We start from the raw sequence: 18,076 nt of genomic DNA, 5'->3' as shown, positions 1-18,076 counted from the left end.
GCTCATGCGGCCACCTCTTCTGAATCGTCTTCGCCCAAATAGGCCTTGATCACATGCGGGTCGTTTTGGACCTGCACGGGCGTACCCTCGGCAATCTTGCTTCCATGGTTGAGCACGACGATGTGGTCCGACACCTTCATCACGACGCTCATGTCGTGTTCGATCAGCAGCACGGCAATGTTCTCGTCGCGCGACAGATTCAGGAGCAACTGGTTGAGTTCCGCCGACTCACGGGGGTTCAGGCCCGCGGCAGGCTCATCCAGGCACAGCAACACGGGGTTGACGCACAGGGCCCGCGCGATTTCGATGCGGCGCTGGGTACCGTAGGGCAAACCGGCAGCCGGGGTATCGGCCAGGTCCAGCAGGCCCAGCCGCTCCAGCCAGTTCATTGCGCGCTCCATCGCCGCGGTTTCGGCGCGCCGATAGGACGGCAGGCCGAACAGGCCGGCGATCGAGAACACCGACGCACCCTGCAGGGTGTTGTGCTGCGCCACGATCAGGTTCTCCAGGACGGTCATCTTGGGGAACAGGCGAATGTTCTGGAAGGTGCGAACGACCTGGGCATCACTGGCCACCTTGTGGCTGGCCAGCGCCTCCAGACGCATCTCACCGTTGACGGGGTGCTGCAGGCGCACGCTGCCCACGGTTGGCTTGTAGAAACCGGTGATGCAGTTGAACAGCGTGGTCTTGCCGGCACCGTTGGGGCCGATGATCGACGTGATCTGCTTGCCCGGGGCATAGAAGGACAGGTCGTCAATGGCGGTCAGCCCACCAAAACGCATGGTGAGGTTTTCGACATGAAGGATGTTGTTCATGCGGACTCCTGGCTGGAACGGCGGGTAAAGGTGGCGGGGGCCTTCAACGTAGGCTCCCGATGGGACAGGAGGCCGCCCGGCTTCCACACCATGATCAGGATCATGGCCGCGCCGAAGATCAGCATGCGGTACTCCGCAAAGTCACGACCGACTTCGGGGATCAGGACTAGCACCAGTGCGGCCAGCACCACGCCCAGCTGGCTGCCCATGCCCCCGAGCACCACGATGGCCAGAATGATGGCGGACTCGGAGAAGACGAACGATTCCGGCGAGATGAAACCCTGGCGCGCTGCGAAGAAGACCCCCGCAAAGCCACCCAACATCGCGCCCAGCGCAAAGGCGGACAGCTTGATATTCGTTACGTTCATGCCCATCGCCTTGCAGGCAATCTCGTCTTCGCGCATGGCCTCCCAGGCCCGCCCGATCGGCAGCTTGCGCAAGCGGCGCACCAGCAGGTTGGTCAGCAGCGCAAGCGCCAGAATGAGGTAGTAGAGGAACATGACCCGGTGCTCGGGGACATATTCGAGCCCGAAGAAACTGGCGAAAGTGGCCGGCCCGTCTTCCGTCGGCGCCTTGAAGGGCAGACCAAAGAAGGTGGGACGCGGAATGGACGAAATGCCATTGGGGCCACCGGAAAAGTCCGTCCAGTTCACCAGGATGACCCGGATGATCTCGCCAAAACCCAGTGTCACGATGGCGAGGTAGTCGCCCCGCAAACGCAGTGTCGGCCAACCCAGCACGATGCCGAAGGTCGCGGCGGCAGCGCCGGCCACGGGCAGTACCTCCCAGAAGCCCCAGCCGTACTGGGTGGAGAGCAGTGCATACGAGTACGCGCCGACGGCGTAGAAAGCCACATAGCCCAAATCCAGCAGGCCAGCGAGTCCGACCACGACGTTGAGGCCCCAGCCCAGCATGACGTAGATCAGTACCGTGGTGGCAGTGTCGACAACATACCGGTTTCCGGACCAAAAAATGGGCAGCGCGAGCGCCAGGCCCAGCAGTGTCCAACCCAGTGCCTTCAAGGCCACCGGCGAGGCCGTCTTGGCTGGCTCAGCCGCACGAACGCGGGTCTTCTGCTTCGCGCGAAGCCGGTCGCCCATCACCGCAAACAGCAGGCGTCCGACAAAGACCAGCGCAATGCACAAGGCCAGAGCGCCCCAACGGGTCTGGACCTGCAGCGCACCGCCGCTGTCGACTGTCGTCAACCCGATCATGGGAATGCCCAGCACGAGGGCGACGCACGCAACGCCCCCGGCGTCCTTCAGGCGCTCAGGCAGCGTGGGCGTATGGGATGTCTGGATTACGGCGCTCATTAGACTTTCTCCACTTCAGGCCGTCCGAGCAGGCCGCTGGGACGGAACATCAGAACCAGGATAAGAAGCGCGAAGGTGGCTACATCCTTGTATTCGGGCGACAGGTAGGCGGCCCAGAAAGCTTCCAGCAGGCCGATCAGCAGACCGCCCAGCATGGCGCCCGGCAAGGACCCCACGCCCCCGAGCACGGCGGCGGTAAACGCCTTGATGCCGGCCACGAATCCGATATAGAAATCGACCACGCCGTAGTAGACCGTCACGAGCACCCCCGCAACGGCAGCCAGCGCTGCGCCGATCATGAACGTCATCGAGATCGTCCGGTCGACGTTGATACCCAGCAAACCGGTCATCGTGCGGTCCTGCTCGCAGGCCCGCTGCTGGCGGCCAAACGACGTCCGGGTGATCAGGTACGTGAAGGCCAGCATCAGCACGATCGTTACGGCGATGATCAGGATCTGGCTGTATGCCAGCGAGACGGTGACACCGTCGAGCGTGAACAAATCGATACCGCCGGTCAGCATGGGCGGAATGGGCTTGACCCGCGCGCCCTGGGTGACCTGCACCATGTTTTGCAGGAAGATGGACATGCCGATGGCCGAAATCAGGGGGGCCAGGCGGGGAGCACCGCGCAACGGCCTGTAGGCAATGCGTTCGACACTCCAGCCATAGGCCGAAGTCAGAACGATGGCCACGACCAGCACAAGCAGTATGGCCAGCGGGATCGACGTCACGCCGAACGACGCCAGCAACGTAAAACTGGTAACGGCAATGAAGGCCGACACCATATAGATGTCGCCGTGCGCAAAGTTGATCATGCCGATGATGCCGTACACCATCGTGTAACCGATGGCAATGAGGCCATAGACGGAGCCAAGGGCCAGTCCGTTGATGAGTTGCTGGAAGGCAAAGGCAAGCATGTTCCGATTCCTTAAAAGGAGCGAAGTACCCTGAGTCAGGGCCTTTTTCGCCCGGCGTTCCCCGCCAGCGGATCGACGCGGCGGGGAACGTTCACTGAAGCGTGAGCAAGGCGGCGTTCAGCACGCCGCACCCGATCACTTGACGTAGTCGTACTTGCCGTCTTTCCACTGGTACACAACGAAGGCCGGCGCCTTGCTCAGGCCCTTGGCGTCAAACGAGACCTTGCCGATCACAGTGTCGAAGTTGCCGCCGCGCATGGCCTTTTCCAGATCGTTGAACTTGATGCTGTTCGCGTTCTTGGCTGCCTGCTCGAACAACTGGAAGGCCGCGTAGGCGTACATCACGTAGCCTTCGGGTTCGATCTTGGCATCACGGAACTTCTTGACCACCGAAGCGGCTGCGGGATTCTTGCGTGCATCCGGACCGAAGGTGAACATCACGTTGTTGGATGCCTTGCCGGCAGCCGTCACCAACTCGGTATTGGACATGGTGTCGCCGCCGAACACGGTCAGCTTGAGTTTGGCCTGTTCTGCCTGGCGCAGGATCAGTGCAACCTCGGTGTGGTAACCACCATAGGCCATGACTTCGACACCGGCTTGCTTGAGCTTGGCGATCACGCCGGAGTAGTCTTTCTCGCCCGCGGTGATGGACTCGCGCAGCACGGGCTTGGCGCCCTTGCTTTCCATGGCCTTGGCGATCTCGTCGGCCAGGCCCTTGCCGTAGGCGCTCTTGTCGTCAAGCACGGCAATCTTCTTGCCCTTGAAGTGCTCGGCCAGATAGGTGCCGGCAACCAGACCCTGCTGGTCATCGCGACCGGCGATCGCAAACACGTTCTTGAGGCCACGGTCCGTCACCTTGGGGTTGGTGGACACGGTTGCCATCAGGATGTTGGATTCGAGATAGACCTCGGATGCGGGAATCGTGGACGACGAGCACCAGTGGCCGTGCATGAAGGCGATCTTCTTGTTGACCATCTGGTTGGCCACGGCAACGGCCTGCTTGGGGTCACAGGCGTCATCGCCCACTTCCAGCACCAGCTTCTGGCCAAGGACGCCGCCACGGGCGTTGATGTCGGCAATCGCCATCTCGGCGCCCTTCTTGATCTGGTCGCCGGCGGACGCGTACTGGCCCGACATGGGGCCGGCAATGGCCACAACCGTATCGGCAAAGGCCGTGCCGGACAGGGCGACAAAAGCCGCGGCTGCAATCAATGTTTTCTTCATTTCGATCTCCTAGGGTGAGGAACTTCAGGCTGGGTGGATGCGCGTTTAGGCGCGGTGTTCGGAGAGGTACTTCACCAGGGAGGCTCCACCGTCGAGCACATGGGCCCGCGTCAGAGTTGCCGCCCTCTCCGCATCCCGGGCGGCAAACGCGTCGATGATCGCGTGGTGTTCGCCCTGGGTTTTCGGCAATTCGGATGTCACGGCAAGCAGCGCCCGTACATAGCGCTCGACCTTGTCGTACAGGGATCGGATCTCGGCCAGCAAAACCGGCCGTCTGGCATCGGCGTACAGAGCCGAGTGCAGTTGCCAATTGATTTGCGCCCAGTTTGCCGGGTTGCGTTCGACGCCAAAAGCCTCCAGCGCCAGACGCGCCTGCTGCAGGCTGTCGTCACTGATCAGCGGGGCGGACAGCTCGGCGGCACGGGCCTCCAGCATCGCCCGGATCTCGACATACTCCCGGATTTCATGGGTGGACAGCGAGGCCACTACCGCCCCTTTGTTGCGGATGAAGCTGACCAGACCCTCTGCCTCCAGGCGCTTGAGCGCCTCGCGCAGCGGAATCTTGCTGACATGGAACTGCTCGGCCAGCGCGTCCTGCCGCAACAGCGTTCCGGACTCGAGTTGACCCGAAACGATGGCATTGCGCAGCGTTTCGGCCACGAAATCGGAAGTGGATCGCCGGACCTCTGCGGGCAGCGACAAAGACAGTACGCCGAGACCCTGCAAGGAATTTGACTCGACGAGTGTGCTGGAAAGATTCACCGGACTGACCTGCCTGTGGTTTGAATGGATAGCTTGCAAACGTTTGTTGTGCGTATATTGTATTTTCGTATACGGTATACCAATCAAGGGTTTACCCTGAATGCACCACTTTATGACGAAATAATGACGTCGGTTCAAGAAAATTCCACAACATGAAAATTTAAGGCGTGAAGTCACGGCCCCCCAAACATCCAAGCTGCGCAACGCCGCGAAACACGCCGGTACAGACGAAAAAAAACCAACCGGAGATCCGGTTGGTTTTTCCTATTTGGTGGAGCTGGGGGGATTTGAACCCCCGTCCGCAAGCCTTCTTCGAACAGTTCTACATGTGTAGCCGTCTGATTTGAGTCTCGCCTTTTGCATCGCGCAGTGGCACGCTATGCAAAACGCCAGCAACCTATTTTCTCGATCTGCCCTAAGTTACCCAAGGCAAACCCAGCCGAATGAAGTTACCCCACAGCCTGGACAGCTTGCGCCACCCTTGCCCAGCCTATCGGCTTGCTGTTGTGAGGCTCACGCGCAATTAAGCGGCGAGTGCGAAACGTTCGTCGTTTGCAGTTAGTTTTTTTCTGCGGTTTTACGAGGTGACAGAACCTCGACATGCCCTGCTGCGCGTCCGAACCCACGTCGAAACCAGTGCAGCCCCAAGGTTCCTATTTTAGGCGTTTGCCAGCAATTGCAAGAGCCCCAAGGGAGAATTTATCTCCGCATGCGCACCCCAGGCCCGGACATCGGCCTTGTCGCCCAGGTAGCCATAGGTCGCCGCGACGGTTTGCATGCCCGCAGCCAGGCCGGCCACCACGTCGCGTTCGTCGTCGCCCACGTACAGGCAGCGCGCCGGCGCCACCCCCAGGCGGCGGGCCGCCTCCAGCAGCGGCTCGGGATGGGGCTTGGCGTGGGGTGTGGTGTCGCCACTCACCACGGCCTTGGCGGTGGCAAAGAGGGGCATGGCCTGTGTCAGCGGATCCGTAAAACGGGCCGATTTGTTGGTCACCACGCCCCACAGCATCTGTCGCCGGTCGATTTGGGCTATCAGCTGCGGCACCCCCTCGAATGCCACGGTGCGCTGGGTCATGCAACGCTGGTAATTGGCGAAAAACTCTTCCCGCATGGCCTCAAAGGCCGGGTCGTCCACACCCATGCCAAACGCCACGTCCAGCATCCCGCGGGCGCCTGCACCCGCCATAGGGCGGTACGCCTCCAGGGGCAGCGAGGGCAGCCCCCGCGCCACACGCATCTGGTCGGCCGCCGCCCCCAGGTCGGGGGCACTGTCGATCAGCGTGCCATCCAGATCAAAAAGTACCGCGGCTATTCCCTGAAATACGGTCATCAGGCCACCTGGCCGGGTTTTTGGACGGCAACCATGTAATTGACCGAGGTATTGGCGCTCAGGGCATAGCGCTGGGTCAGCGGGTTGTATTCCAGCCCGCTGGTATGGCGCACATCCAGATCCGCGCGGCGGCAATAAGCGGCCAGTTCGCTGGGGCGAATCAGCTTGGCGTATTCATGTGTGCCACGGGGCACCAGATTGAGCAGGTATTCCGCCCCCAGGATGGCATACAGGAACGATTTGGTGTTGCGGCTCAGGGTGGAAAAGAACACCCAGCCGCCCGGTTTGACGAGGTCCGCGCACGCCTGCACCACCGAGGCGGGGTTGGGCACATGCTCCAGCATTTCCATGCAGGTCACGGTATCAAATTGCCCGGGAACTTCGGCCGCCAGGCCCTCGGCACTGATTTCGCGGTACGCCACACGCGGTGTCTGGGCCTCCAGCGCATGCAACTGGGCCACTTTGAGCGCCTTGCCAGACAGGTCAATGCCGAGCACATCCGCCCCCCTGCGCGCCATGGAGTCCGCCAGAATGCCGCCGCCACACCCTACGTCCAGCACGCGCTGGCCTTGCAGCGGGCTGATGGCGTTGATCCAGTCCAGCCGCAAAGGGTTGATCTGGTGCAGGGGGCGAAACTCGCTGTCGAGGTCCCACCAGCGATGGGCCAAATCGGAGAATTTGGCCAATTCGGCCGGATCGGCATTCAGGGTTGTGTTCATGTTGCAATTATGGCCAAACGGCAAACACCGTTTGCGAGGGGCAACAAAAAACCCGCCGAAGCGGGTTTTTTGGGATGGGCTTGCGCCTGTCGAATTACTTGGAAGAGCGGGTACCCACCACTTCGATTTCAACGCGACGGTTCTTAGCGCGACCTTCTTTGGTCTTGTTGTCAGCAACGGGTTGCTTTTCGCCCTTGCCTTCGGTGTACACGCGGTTCTTTTCAATGCCCTTGGACACCAAGTAAGCCTTGACTGCCTCAGAGCGGCGAATCGACAGCTTCTGGTTGTAGGCATCGGAGCCCACGGAGTCGGTGTGGCCGACAGCAATGATCACTTCCAGGTTGATGCCCTTGACCTTGCCAACCAGGTCATCCAGCTTGGCTTTGCCTTCGGGCTTGAGAACCGACTTGTCGAAATCAAAAAATGCGTCAGCAGCGTAGGTCACCTTGCTGGCAGCCGCAACGGGAGCAGCAGCGGCGGCAGCGGGAGCAGCAGCGCCGGAAGCAGCGGCGGCGGCGGGAGCAGCGGTCAGCGCGCCATCGCAGCCAGCAGCTGCGGTTGCGGGAGTCCAGCTGGCATCACGCCAGCATTCGCCGGAAGCGTTCTTCCAGACGTCGCCAGCAGCGCTCTTCCAGTTGTGGATTTCCTGTGCGCCAGCAACAGTAGCGAAAGCAGCGGCAGCGATGACGATTGCTACTCGATTCAGTTGTTTCATGATTTTCCCTTTGCGTAACAAACAGCAGCAACGCTGCGAATAATCGGACGACGCCCACCATGGCTACCATTTTGAGCGCTTGGCCTATTGTGCCATAGCTAATCTCAATTTATGAATACCCACAATGGCCAGCCCAGCCCCTGGGGACGTATATCAGGCCGAATGTTGCCCGCAAGCCACATCTCGTGGGCCGTAGAATCACGGGTTGTCCCAGACCCAGGCGCATCCATCCATGACCCAGTTCGCAAAAGAAACCCTGCCCATCAGTCTCGAAGAGGAAATGCGGCGCAGCTACCTTGATTACGCCATGAGCGTGATCGTGGGCCGTGCCCTGCCCGATGCGCGCGACGGCATGAAACCGGTACACCGGCGCGTGCTGTTTGCCATGCACGAGTTGAACAACGACTGGAACCGGGCCTACAAGAAGTCCGCCCGTATCGTGGGTGACGTCATTGGTAAATACCACCCGCACGGCGACAGCGCGGTGTATGAAACCATCGTGCGCATGGCCCAGGATTTTTCCCTGCGCCACATGCTGGTGGATGGCCAGGGCAACTTCGGTTCGGTCGACGGTGACAACGCGGCAGCGATGCGCTACACGGAAATCCGCATGTCCAAGATCGCCCACGAGCTGCTGGCCGACCTGGACAAGGAAACGGTGGATTTCGGCCCCAATTACGACGGCAGCGAGCAGGAGCCGCTGGTCATGCCCGCCCGGTTTCCCAATTTGCTGGTCAACGGGTCTTCGGGCATCGCGGTGGGCATGGCCACCAACATCCCTCCCCACAACCTGAACGAGGTGGTCGATGGCTGCCTGCACTTGCTGCGCAACCCGCAAGCCAGTGTGGACGAGCTGATGGAAATCATTCCGGCGCCGGACTTCCCTACCGCCGGCATCATTTATGGCATCAGTGGCGTCAAGGATGGCTACCGCACCGGTCGTGGCCGCGTCGTCATGCGTGCCAAGTGCCATTTTGAAGACATCGACAAGGGCCAGCGCCAGTCGATCATCGTTGACGAGCTGCCCTACCAGGTCAACAAGAAGACGCTGCAGGAGCGCATGGCCGAACTGGTGCACGAGAAGAAACTCGAAGGCATCAGCCACATCCAGGACGAGTCCGACAAGTCCGGCATGCGCCTGGTGATCGAGCTCAAGCGCGGCGAAGTGCCCGAGGTGGTGCTCAACAACCTGTACAAGCAGACCCAGCTGCAGGACACCTTCGGCATGAACATGGTGGCCCTGGTCAACGGCCAGCCCAAGCTGTGCAACCTCAAGGACCTGCTCGAAGTCTTCCTGGAGCACCGGCGCGAAGTGGTCACCCGGCGCACCATCTTCAACCTGCGCAAGGCCCGCGAACGCGGCCACGTGCTCGAGGGCCTGGCAGTTGCCCTGGCCAACATTGACGAGTTCATCCGCATCATCCGTGAATCGCCCACCCCACCGGTGGCCAAGGTGGAACTGATGAACCGCCCCTGGGACAGCAAGCTGGTGCGCGAAATGCTCACCCGCACGCGCACCGACGGCGGCGTGGTGAATGCCGACGATTACCGCCCTGACGGGCTGGAGAAGGAATTCGGCATGGGCGCAGACGGCCTGTACCGCCTGTCCGAGACCCAGGCCCAGGAAATCCTGCAGATGCGCCTGCAGCGCCTGACCGGGCTGGAGCAGGACAAGATCGTCGCCGAATACAAAGAGGTGATGGCCGAGATCGAGGACCTGCTGGACATTCTGGCCAAGCCCGCACGCGTGTCGACCATCATCAGCGAAGAGCTCACCGCCATCAAGACCGAGTTCGGTCAGAGCAAGCTGGGCGCACGCCGTAGTCTGGTCGAGCACTCCTCGCACGATCTGAGCACCGAAGACCTGATCACGCCCACCGACATGGTGGTCACCCTCAGCCACAGCGGCTACATCAAGAGCCAGCCACTGAGCGAGTACCGTGCCCAGAAACGCGGCGGACGCGGCAAGCAGGCCACCGCCACCAAGGAAGACGACTGGGTGGACCAGCTCTTCATTGCCAATACGCACGACTACATCCTGTGCTTCTCCAACCGGGGCCGCCTGTACTGGCTCAAGGTCTGGGAAGTGCCGCAGGGTTCGCGCGGTTCGCGCGGGCGCCCCATCGTGAACATGTTCCCGCTGCAGGAAGGCGAGAAGATCACCGTAGTGCTGCCCCTCACCGGCGAGAAACGCAGTTTTCCCGCCGACCAGTACGTGTTCATGGCCACCAGCATGGGCACCGTCAAGAAGACGGCGCTGGACGAGTTCAACAACCCGCGCAAGGGCGGCATCATTGCCGTCAACCTGGATGACGGCGACTACCTCATCGGCGCTGCCCTCACGGACGGCCAGCACGACGTGATGCTGTTCAGCGACGGCGGCAAGGCCGTGCGCTTTGACGAGAACGACGTGCGCCCCCTGGGCCGCAACGCACGCGGCGTGCGCGGCATGATGCTGGAAGACGGCCAGGGCGTGATCGCCATGCTGGTTGCCGAAGACGAGCAACAAAGCGTGCTGACCGCCACCGAAAACGGCTACGGCAAGCGCACCAGCATCACCGAATACACCCGCCACGGTCGCGGTACCAAGGGCATGATCGCCATCCAGCAGTCCGAGCGCAACGGCAAGGTGGTTGCCGCCACGCTGGTGCATGCGGACGACGAAATCATGCTGATCACCGACAAGGGCGTGCTGGTGCGCACCCGCGTCGCCGAGATCCGCGAGCTCGGCCGTGCGACCCAGGGCGTCACCCTGATCGGCCTGGACGAGGGCTCCAAGCTCAGCGGCCTGCAGCGCATCGTGGAAAACGATGCCAATGCAGCCGGAGACGAGGCTTCCGGCGAAGACGACGGCGAGGCCAGCGCCACCTGATTGCTCTCTTTTTCATAGCTACCCGCGCACAATGTGCGCGGGCCATTCACGTATTTGACTCAGAAAATCCTGATGCAGCGTCCTTTCAATTTCTCCGCAGGCCCCGCCACCATTGCCCCGGAAGTGCTGGCGCAAGCCGCGGCCGAAATGCTGGACTGGCCGGATGCCAGCGGTCAGCGTTGCGGCATGGGCGTGATGGAGATGAGCCACCGCGGCAAGGAATTCCAGTCCATCTACACGCAGGCCGAAGCCGACCTGCGGGAGTTACTGGCCGTTCCGGCGCACTTCAAGATCCTGTTCATGCAGGGCGGCGGGCTGGCGGAAAACGCCATTGTTCCGCTCAACCTGGGCGGCATGCGGGCCACACCGGGGTTTCAGGGCACGGCCGACTTTGTCGTCACCGGTAGCTGGAGCGACAAGTCGCAAAAAGAAGCCCGCAAGTACTGCCAGGTCAACATTGCCGCCAGTAACCAGGCAGACGGTCACACCCGCATTCCCGACCCCGCCACCTGGAAGCTGAGCGACCACGCCAGCTATGTCCACCTGTGCACCAACGAGACCATCAACGGTCTGGAGTACCACACCCTGCCCGACCTGAAGGCGCTGGGCTCCAGCGCCGAACTGGTGATCGATTTTTCCTCCCATGTAGCCTCCCGGCCCGTGGACTGGAGCCGCGTCGGCCTGGCCTTCGGCGGCGCCCAGAAGAACCTGGGGCCGGCGGGCCTGACCCTGGTGGTGGTGCGCGAAGACTTGCTGGGCCACGCCCTCCCCATCTGCCCCAGCGCCTTCAACTACAAGACGGTGGCGGACAACCAGTCCATGTACAACACGCCGCCCACCTACTCCATCTACATTGCCGGCCTGATTTTCCAGTGGCTCAAGCGCCAGGGAGGGGTAGCGGCCATGGAAGCGCGCAACGTGGCCAAGGCCCGGTTGCTGTACGAAGCCATCGACACCTCCAGCTTCTACGTCAACAAGGTTCATCCCGACTGCCGCTCGCGCATGAACGTGCCCTTCTTTTTGCGCGACGAGTCGCGCAACGACGCTTTCCTGGCCGGCGCCAAGGCGGCCGGCCTGCTGCAACTCAAGGGCCACAAATCGGTCGGTGGCATGCGCGCGAGTATTTACAACGCCATGCCCCTGGAGGGCGTGCAGGCCCTGGTGGGCTACATGCGCGAATTCGAGCGCACCAGCGCCTAAGCCCAACCCACCGCCCCACGCAGCGCTCTACCCGCCATGGCCAAGACACTCCCCGAACTCCGCGTCCTGATCGATGCCGTCGATCTGGAACTGCTCACCCTGCTCAACCGGCGGGCCGCGCTGGCCCATGAAGTGGGCGAAATCAAGCGCGTCGAAGGCTCACCCGTGTTCCGCCCGGAGCGCGAAGCCCAGGTCATCCAGACCCTGCAGCAGGGCAACGCGGGCCCGCTCAAGGACAGCAGCGTAGCCCTGATCTGGCGTGAAATCATGTCGGCCTGCCGCGCGCTGGAGGCCCCCCAACGGGTGGCTTACCTGGGCCCGTCCGGCACGTTCAGCGAAGATGCCGCCCTGCGGTTCTTTGGCTCCAGCATTCAGCATGTGCCTTGCGACAACTTCGACGAGGTTTTCCACGCAGCCACCTCCGGCGCCGCCGAGTTTGGCGTCGTGCCCGTGGAGAACAGCACCGAAGGCGTCGTCACCCGTTCGCTGGACCTGCTGCTGCAGTCGCCCTTGCACATCGTGGGAGAAATCAGCCTGCTGGTACGCCACAACCTGCTGCGCACCACGCCCGAACTGCCTGGCATCGAAGTGGTTCTGGCCCACCCCCAGGCGCTGGCCCAATGCCAGCAATGGCTCAACACCCACCTGCCCCACGCCGAGCGGCGCGCCGTGTCCAGCAACGCCGAGGGTGCCCGCCTGGCTGCCGGCAATCCGGCCTGGGCCGCCATTGCCAGCGAGCGTGCCGGCTCCAGTTTCGGCCTGCATGTGGCGGCCCACGCCATCCAGGACGATGCCTACAACCGCACCCGTTTTGTCGTGGTGAGCCTGCCCAGCACCATGCCCGCACCGGAAGCCACCGGAAAAGACTGCGTGAGCCTGGTGGTGTCGGTGCCCAACCGTCCGGGCGCCGTCCACGACATGCTGGTGCCCCTCAAGCAACATGGCGTGTCGATGTCGCGCTTTGAATCGCGTCCGGCCCGTTCCGGACAATGGGAATACTATTTCTACATTGATCTGCAGGGCCACCCCTCGCAGCCCCACGTCGCGGCAGCGCTCAAGGACCTGCAGGGTCTGTGCGCTTTTTACAAAGTGCTGGGCACTTACCCGCTGGCCGATTGATGCGGCCCCTCAGGAAACCCTATGTTTGAACAGCTTGGTTTGATTGGATGCGGTTTGATGGGGGGCTCGTTTGCCCTGGCCCTCAAACGCGCAGGTCTGGTCAAACGCGTCGTGGGCTACAGCAAGTCGCCCAGCACCACGGAACGCGCCCGCGCCATGGGAGTCATCGATGTGGAGGCCCCCTCGGCCCTGTTGGCCGTCTCCGGCGCCGACATCGTGCTCATTGCCGTCCCAGTGGCGGCAACCGAAGCCACCTTCAAGGCCATCAAGCACCTGGTGACCCCCAGCATGCTGGTGATGGACGTGGGCTCCACCAAACGCGACGTGATCGATGCCGGCCGGCGCGCCCTGCGCGAACAGATCGGCTCATTTGTTCCGGCCCACCCCATTGCCGGCAAGGAAGTGTCCGGCGTCGAGCACGCCGACGCCGACTTGTACCGGGGCCGTCAGGTCATCATCACGCCCATTGAGCGCACCCTTACCGCGCAACTGCAAAAGGCCGTGGACCTGTGGACTGCGCTGGGGTGCCGGGTGCTGAAAATGTCCCCCGAGCAGCACGATGCCGCCTTTGCCGCCGTCAGCCACCTGCCCCACCTGATCGCTTTTGCGCTGATGAACGCCATCTCGGGCCAGCCACAGGGCAAGGACTACCTCTCGCTGGCAGGCCCGGGGTTTCGGGACTTCACCCGCATTGCCGCCAGTGACCCCAAGGTGTGGCGCGACATTCTGGCCTCCAACCGGGAAGAGCTGCTGGCGCAATCCCAGATTTTCCAGCGCAACCTCCACGCCCTGGAACTGATGATTGCCAGTGGCAACGCCGATGCACTCGAAGGCCTGCTGGAGCAGGCCAGCAACACCCGCGCCCACTGGAGCATGACCTCCAAGCACAACGCCTAATGTTTTCTACCGCATTCCTGGATCTACCACCGCTGCGCCACGCCAGCGGAACCGTCACCCTCCCCGGCTCCAAAAGCATTTCCAACCGGGTGCTGCTGCTCTCGGCCCTGTGCGACGGCACCACCACGGTCCACGACCTGCTCGACTCCGACGACACCCGCGTCATGCTGGACGCCCTGCGCGTGCTGGGCTGCGGCATTCGCCAGGACGGCTCCACGGTTTACATCGACGGCCTGGGCGGCCGGCTCAGCACCCAGCAGGCCAAGCTTTTCCTGGGCAATGCCGGCACCGCCATGCGCCCGCTGACCGCCGCGCTGGCCGTGCTGGGTGGCGACTTTGAGATGGGCGGCGTGCCGCGCATGCATGAACGCCCCATTGGCGACCTGGTGGACGCCTTGCGCCAGCTCGGCTGCGAGATTGACTACCTCGGCAACGACGGCTACCCGCCGCTGCACATTGGTCGCCCCCAACTCCAGCTCGACGCACCGATTCTGGTACGCGGTGACGTGTCAAGCCAGTTCCTGACGGCCCTGCTGATGGCCCTGCCACTGGTGGCGCAGCAGGACATCGTGATCGACGTGGTGGGCGAGCTGATTTCCCGCCCCTACATCGAAATCACGCTGAACCTGCTGGCACGCTTTGGCGTCCAGGTCCGGCGCGATGGCTGGCAACGTTTCACCATTCCCGCCGGCTGCCGCCTGCGCTCGCCAGGCGCCATCCATGTGGAAGCCGACGCCTCTTCTGCTAGCTATTTCATAGCGCTTGGCGCAATTACCACGGGCGCTGGAAGCCAAAATGGCATTAAGATCCTGGGTGTGGGTGCAGACTCCATCCAGGGTGACATCCGCTTCATGGACGCCGCACAACAGATGGGCGCGCACATCACCAGCGGCCCCAACTGGCTGGAAATCCGGCGCGGAAGCTGGCCGCTCAAGGCCATTGACCTGGATTGCAACCACATTCCCGATGCCGCCATGACCCTGGCCGTCATGGCGCTGTACGCCGACGGCACCACCACGCTGCGCAACATTGCCAGCTGGCGCGTCAAGGAGACCGACCGCATTGCCGCCATGACCGCGGAGTTGCGCAAGCTGGGCGCCGGGGTCGTGGAGGGCGCCGATTTCATCCAGGTCACACCCCCAGCCACGGCCGGCGACTGGCGCGCTGCCAGCATCCACACCTACGACGACCACCGTATCGCCATGTGCTTCTCACTGGCGGCCTTCAACCCGGCCGCGCTGCCGGTGCGCATTGAAGACCCGAAGTGCGTGGCCAAGACCTTCCCGGACTACTTCGAGGCCCTGTTTTCCGTCGCCCACACCCCGCAGACCGACATTCCCGTGCTCTGCGTGGACGGCCCCACGGCCTCCGGCAAGGGCACGCTGGCAGTGGTGCTGGCGCAAAAACTGGGTTACCACTTCCTGGATTCCGGCTCCCTGTACCGCATCACGGCGTTGGCCGCCCTGCGCGCCGGCCTGGGGCTCGATGGCGGCAGTGAAGTCGCCATTGCCAGCCTGGTCCCACGCCTGCAGATCCGTTTTACCGGGGGGCGGGTGCTGCTGGACGGGGATGACGTCAGCGACGCCATCCGCACCGAGGAAGCCGGCATGAACGCCTCCAAGGTTTCGGCCCTGCCCCAGGTCCGCGCGGCATTGGTCGACCTGCAGCACAGCTTTCGCCAGTTGCCGGGCCTGGTAGCCGACGGACGCGACATGGGCACCGTGATCTTCCCGCAGGCGCCACTGAAGGTGTTTCTGACGGCCAGTGCCGAGCGGCGGGCCGAGCGGCGGTATAAGCAGTTGATTTCTAAGGGAATTTCCGCTACACTCCCGTCTCTTCGCGCGGACTTGGAAGCACGTGACGCCAGGGATTCCTCCCGGGCCGTAGCGCCACTCAAACCTGCAGAAGACGCCCGGTTGCTGGACAACTCGGATTTGACGGTTGAAAAATCGGTCGATCTGGTGTTGGACTGGTGGCAGGGCAAACAGCCTTTCAAAACCGTTTGAAAGGCTGGTCGGCCCACACCGCCCCTCTCGCGCAGCAGCGCACTGGTGGTGTGGTTCAACAACTAACCCGCGGCTCAACCCGCGAATTAACCTGCGGTTCGCGCCGCATCACAAAATGTCAGAATCTTTCGCAGCCCTATTCGAAGAGTCGCAAAAACGCTCGGAAACCCGCATCGGTGAAGTCGTCACCGCTGAAGTCGTTCGCATCGAACACAGCTTCGTGGTCGTCAACGCCGGCCTCAAGTCCGAAGCCTACGTGCCAATCTCCGAATTCAAGAACGACAAGGGCGAACTCGAAGTCCAGGTCGGTGAATTCGTTTCCGTCGCCATCGTGGCCATGGAAAACGGCTACGGCGACACCATCGTCAGCCGCGACACCGCCAAACGCCTGGCTTCCTGGATGTCCCTGGAGAAATCCCTGGAATCCGGCGAATTCGTCACCGGCACCACTTCCGGCAAGGTCAAGGGCGGCCTGACCGTTCTGGTCAACGGCATCCGCGCATTCCTGCCCGGCTCCCTCGTCGACACACGTCCCACCAAGGACCTGTCTCCGTACGAGAACAAGACCATGGAATTCAAGGTCATCAAGCTCGACCGCAAGCGCAACAACGTGGTGCTGAGCCGCCGCGCCGTGGTGGAAGCCTCCATGGGCGAAGAGCGCGCCAAGCTGATGCAGACCCTCAAGGAAGGTTCTGTGGTCCAAGGCGTGGTCAAGAACATCACCGAATACGGTGCGTTCGTGGACCTGGGTGGTATCGACGGCCTGCTGCACATCACCGACATGGCATGGCGCCGCGTCCGTCACCCCTCCGAAGTGGTGACCGCTGGCCAGGAAATCACCGCCAAGATCCTGAAGTTCGACACCGAGAAGAACCGCGTGTCCCTGGGTCTGAAGCAGATGGGCGACGATCCCTGGATGGGCGTCAACCGCCGTTACCCCCAAGGTACCCGCATGTTTGGCAAGATCACCAACATCGCCGACTACGGCGCGTTTGTGGAACTCGAACCCGGCATCGAAGGTCTGGTGCACGTGTCCGAAATGGACTGGACCAACAAGAACGTTGCTCCTTCGAAGATCGTTGCCCTGGGTGACGAAGTCGAAGTCATGGTCCTGGAAATCGACGAAGACAAGCGTCGCATCTCCCTGGGCATGAAGCAGTGCAAGGCCAACCCCTGGCAAGAGTTCGCGCAGAACACCAAGCGCGGCGACCGCGTCAAGGGCCCGATCAAGTCCATCACCGACTTCGGCGTGTTCGTCGGTCTGGCTGCTGGCATCGACGGCCTGGTGCACCTGTCCGACCTGTCCTGGAACGAAACCGGCGAAGCCGCCGTGCGCGAGTTCAAGAAGGGTCAGGAAGTCGAAGCCATCGTTCTGGCCGTGGACGTGGACCGCGAGCGCATCTCCCTGGGCATCAAGCAGCTCGATTCCGACCCGTTCACCACCTTCGTGTCGATCAACGACAAGGGCCAGGTTGTTACCGGCAAGGTCAAGACTGTGGACGCCAAGGGCGCTGAAATCGACCTGGGTGACGACATCATCGGTTACCTGCGCGCTTCCGAAATCTCCCGCGACCGCGTGGAAGATGCCCGCAACGTGCTCAAGGAAGGCGACGAAGTCACCGCCGTGGTCGTGAACGTGGATCGCAAGACCCGCAACATCCAGTTGTCCATCAAGGCCAAGGATGCTGCCGACCAGTCCGAAGCCATGGCCAGCCTGAGCCAGCAGTCCGCCCGTGAAAACGCCGGCACCACCAGCCTGGGCGCATTGCTGCGCGCCAAGCTGGACAACAACAACTAAGCCTTGCTGTTGAACTGAACAAACGACCGGTTGCCTGTGTGCTCCGGTCGTTTTTTCATTAAAGAAGATACTTTTTCATGACACGCTCCGACCTTGTTGAAGAACTCGCCAACCGGTTTGGCCAGCTCACGCATCGCGACGCTGAATTCGCCGTCAAGGCGATTCTGGACGCCATGAACGATGCCCTGGTGGCTGGGCACCGCATCGAGATCCGCGGCTTCGGCAGCTTCTCCATCAACCGCCGGCCCCCGCGCATGGGCCGCAACCCGCGCAGCGGCGAAAGCGTGGCCATCCCGGAAAAGCGCGTCCCCCATTTCAAGCCTGGCAAAGCCCTGCGTGAGGCGGTGGACCAGCGCACGGCCGAACTCGAAGCCAAGCCCCAGGCCTGA

The 18,076-nt window shown here is 62.4% G+C and carries 15 protein-coding genes and 1 other RNA gene; 7 read left to right on the top strand and 9 right to left on the bottom strand.

Annotated elements, in window-relative coordinates; translation table 11 throughout:
- Positions 1-2: 2 nt before the first annotated feature.
- From AC1Q5W_RS10445 to ompA, 9 genes are all read right to left on the bottom strand, one after another.
- Entirely contained in the window at positions 3-815 is an 813-nt protein-coding gene (locus AC1Q5W_RS10445) for an ABC transporter ATP-binding protein (protein WP_492645558.1), read from the bottom strand.
- Positions 812-2,128, bottom strand: coding sequence for a high-affinity branched-chain amino acid ABC transporter permease LivM (gene livM, locus AC1Q5W_RS10440; protein ID WP_492645557.1), 1,317 nt, complete (start codon positions 2,126-2,128; stop codon positions 812-814). Before livM ends, AC1Q5W_RS10445 begins: the two co-directional genes overlap by 4 nt.
- Entirely contained in the window at positions 2,128-3,045 is a 918-nt protein-coding gene (locus tag AC1Q5W_RS10435) for an ABC transporter permease subunit (protein ID WP_492645556.1), read from the bottom strand. Before AC1Q5W_RS10435 ends, livM begins: the two co-directional genes overlap by 1 nt.
- Positions 3,046-3,180: 135 nt before the next feature.
- Positions 3,181-4,269: an ABC transporter substrate-binding protein gene (locus AC1Q5W_RS10430; protein ID WP_492645555.1), complete on the bottom strand. Its 1,089-nt coding sequence runs from the start codon at positions 4,267-4,269 to the stop codon at positions 3,181-3,183.
- Positions 4,270-4,314: 45 nt separating this feature from the next.
- Complete coding sequence (locus AC1Q5W_RS10425; protein ID WP_492645554.1) at positions 4,315-5,031, bottom strand: GntR family transcriptional regulator; 717 nt, start codon at positions 5,029-5,031, stop codon at positions 4,315-4,317.
- Positions 5,032-5,300: 269 nt separating this feature from the next.
- Positions 5,301-5,677, bottom strand: a transfer-messenger RNA (tmRNA) gene (gene ssrA, locus AC1Q5W_RS10420).
- 12 nt (positions 5,678-5,689) lie between these two features.
- Positions 5,690-6,361 (bottom strand): HAD-IA family hydrolase, encoded by a 672-nt coding sequence (locus AC1Q5W_RS10415; RefSeq protein WP_492645553.1) that lies wholly within the window; start codon positions 6,359-6,361, stop codon positions 5,690-5,692.
- Positions 6,361-7,080 (bottom strand): bifunctional 2-polyprenyl-6-hydroxyphenol methylase/3-demethylubiquinol 3-O-methyltransferase UbiG, encoded by a 720-nt coding sequence (gene ubiG / locus AC1Q5W_RS10410; protein ID WP_492645552.1) that lies wholly within the window; start codon positions 7,078-7,080, stop codon positions 6,361-6,363. The genes AC1Q5W_RS10415 and ubiG overlap by 1 nt, the downstream gene beginning before the upstream one ends.
- A 94-nt stretch (positions 7,081-7,174) precedes the next feature.
- A complete protein-coding gene (gene ompA / locus AC1Q5W_RS10405; RefSeq protein WP_492645551.1) occupies positions 7,175-7,795 on the bottom strand; it encodes an outer membrane protein OmpA in 621 nt (206 codons plus the stop codon).
- 232 nt (positions 7,796-8,027) lie between these two features.
- On the opposite strand from ompA, the gene gyrA reads away from it, so the two are divergent.
- The 7 genes from gyrA to AC1Q5W_RS10370 all read left to right on the top strand — a co-directional run bounded on the left by gyrA (position 8,028) and on the right by AC1Q5W_RS10370 (position 18,076).
- Positions 8,028-10,667 carry a DNA gyrase subunit A gene (gene gyrA / locus AC1Q5W_RS10400; protein ID WP_492645550.1) on the top strand — a complete coding sequence of 880 codons (2,640 nt, stop codon included), beginning with the start codon at positions 8,028-8,030 and terminating at the stop codon, positions 10,665-10,667.
- 72 nt (positions 10,668-10,739) lie between these two features.
- A complete protein-coding gene (gene serC / locus AC1Q5W_RS10395) occupies positions 10,740-11,867 on the top strand; it encodes a 3-phosphoserine/phosphohydroxythreonine transaminase (RefSeq protein ID WP_492645549.1) in 1,128 nt (375 codons plus the stop codon).
- Positions 11,868-11,903: 36 nt separating this feature from the next.
- Positions 11,904-12,986 (top strand): prephenate dehydratase, encoded by a 1,083-nt coding sequence (gene pheA / locus AC1Q5W_RS10390; RefSeq protein ID WP_492645548.1) that lies wholly within the window; start codon positions 11,904-11,906, stop codon positions 12,984-12,986.
- A gap of 21 nt (positions 12,987-13,007) precedes the next feature.
- Complete coding sequence (locus AC1Q5W_RS10385) at positions 13,008-13,883, top strand: prephenate dehydrogenase (protein WP_492645547.1); 876 nt, start codon at positions 13,008-13,010, stop codon at positions 13,881-13,883.
- Positions 13,883-15,889, top strand: coding sequence for a bifunctional 3-phosphoshikimate 1-carboxyvinyltransferase/cytidylate kinase (locus AC1Q5W_RS10380; RefSeq protein ID WP_492645546.1), 2,007 nt, complete (start codon positions 13,883-13,885; stop codon positions 15,887-15,889). Before AC1Q5W_RS10385 ends, AC1Q5W_RS10380 begins: the two co-directional genes overlap by 1 nt.
- Positions 15,890-15,980: 91 nt before the next feature.
- Positions 15,981-17,687, top strand: a complete 1,707-nt coding sequence (rpsA, locus tag AC1Q5W_RS10375; protein ID WP_492646173.1) for a 30S ribosomal protein S1 — start codon at positions 15,981-15,983, stop codon at positions 17,685-17,687.
- Positions 17,688-17,764: 77 nt separating this feature from the next.
- On the top strand, positions 17,765-18,076 hold the full coding sequence (locus AC1Q5W_RS10370; RefSeq protein ID WP_492645545.1) for an integration host factor subunit beta: 312 nt from the start codon (positions 17,765-17,767) through the stop codon (positions 18,074-18,076).

This window comes from Rhodoferax sp. MLSD5-FHT05B10, assembly GCF_058793415.1.
The sequence above is the reverse complement of the archived record's forward strand: the minus strand, read 5'-3'. Positions and strand labels throughout refer to the sequence as shown.

What these genes read in the sequence shown, in the direction of transcription:
- AC1Q5W_RS10445 (WP_492645558.1), bottom strand. Translation starts at nt 815, where the DNA reads ATGAACAACATCCTTCATGTCGAAAACCTCACCATGCGTTTTGGTGGG.
- livM (WP_492645557.1), bottom strand. Translation starts at nt 2,128, where the DNA reads ATGAGCGCCGTAATCCAGACATCCCATACGCCCACGCTGCCTGAGCGC.
- AC1Q5W_RS10435 (WP_492645556.1), bottom strand. Translation starts at nt 3,045, where the DNA reads ATGCTTGCCTTTGCCTTCCAGCAACTCATCAACGGACTGGCCCTTGGC.
- AC1Q5W_RS10430 (WP_492645555.1), bottom strand. Translation starts at nt 4,269, where the DNA reads ATGAAGAAAACATTGATTGCAGCCGCGGCTTTTGTCGCCCTGTCCGGC.
- AC1Q5W_RS10415 (WP_492645553.1), bottom strand. Translation starts at nt 6,361, where the DNA reads ATGACCGTATTTCAGGGAATAGCCGCGGTACTTTTTGATCTGGATGGC.
- ubiG (WP_492645552.1), bottom strand. Translation starts at nt 7,080, where the DNA reads ATGAACACAACCCTGAATGCCGATCCGGCCGAATTGGCCAAATTCTCC.
- ompA (WP_492645551.1), bottom strand. Translation starts at nt 7,795, where the DNA reads ATGAAACAACTGAATCGAGTAGCAATCGTCATCGCTGCCGCTGCTTTC.
- gyrA (WP_492645550.1), top strand. Translation starts at nt 8,028, where the DNA reads ATGACCCAGTTCGCAAAAGAAACCCTGCCCATCAGTCTCGAAGAGGAA.
- serC (WP_492645549.1), top strand. Translation starts at nt 10,740, where the DNA reads ATGCAGCGTCCTTTCAATTTCTCCGCAGGCCCCGCCACCATTGCCCCG.
- pheA (WP_492645548.1), top strand. Translation starts at nt 11,904, where the DNA reads ATGGCCAAGACACTCCCCGAACTCCGCGTCCTGATCGATGCCGTCGAT.
- AC1Q5W_RS10385 (WP_492645547.1), top strand. Translation starts at nt 13,008, where the DNA reads ATGTTTGAACAGCTTGGTTTGATTGGATGCGGTTTGATGGGGGGCTCG.
- AC1Q5W_RS10380 (WP_492645546.1), top strand. Translation starts at nt 13,883, where the DNA reads ATGTTTTCTACCGCATTCCTGGATCTACCACCGCTGCGCCACGCCAGC.
- AC1Q5W_RS10370 (WP_492645545.1), top strand. Translation starts at nt 17,765, where the DNA reads ATGACACGCTCCGACCTTGTTGAAGAACTCGCCAACCGGTTTGGCCAG.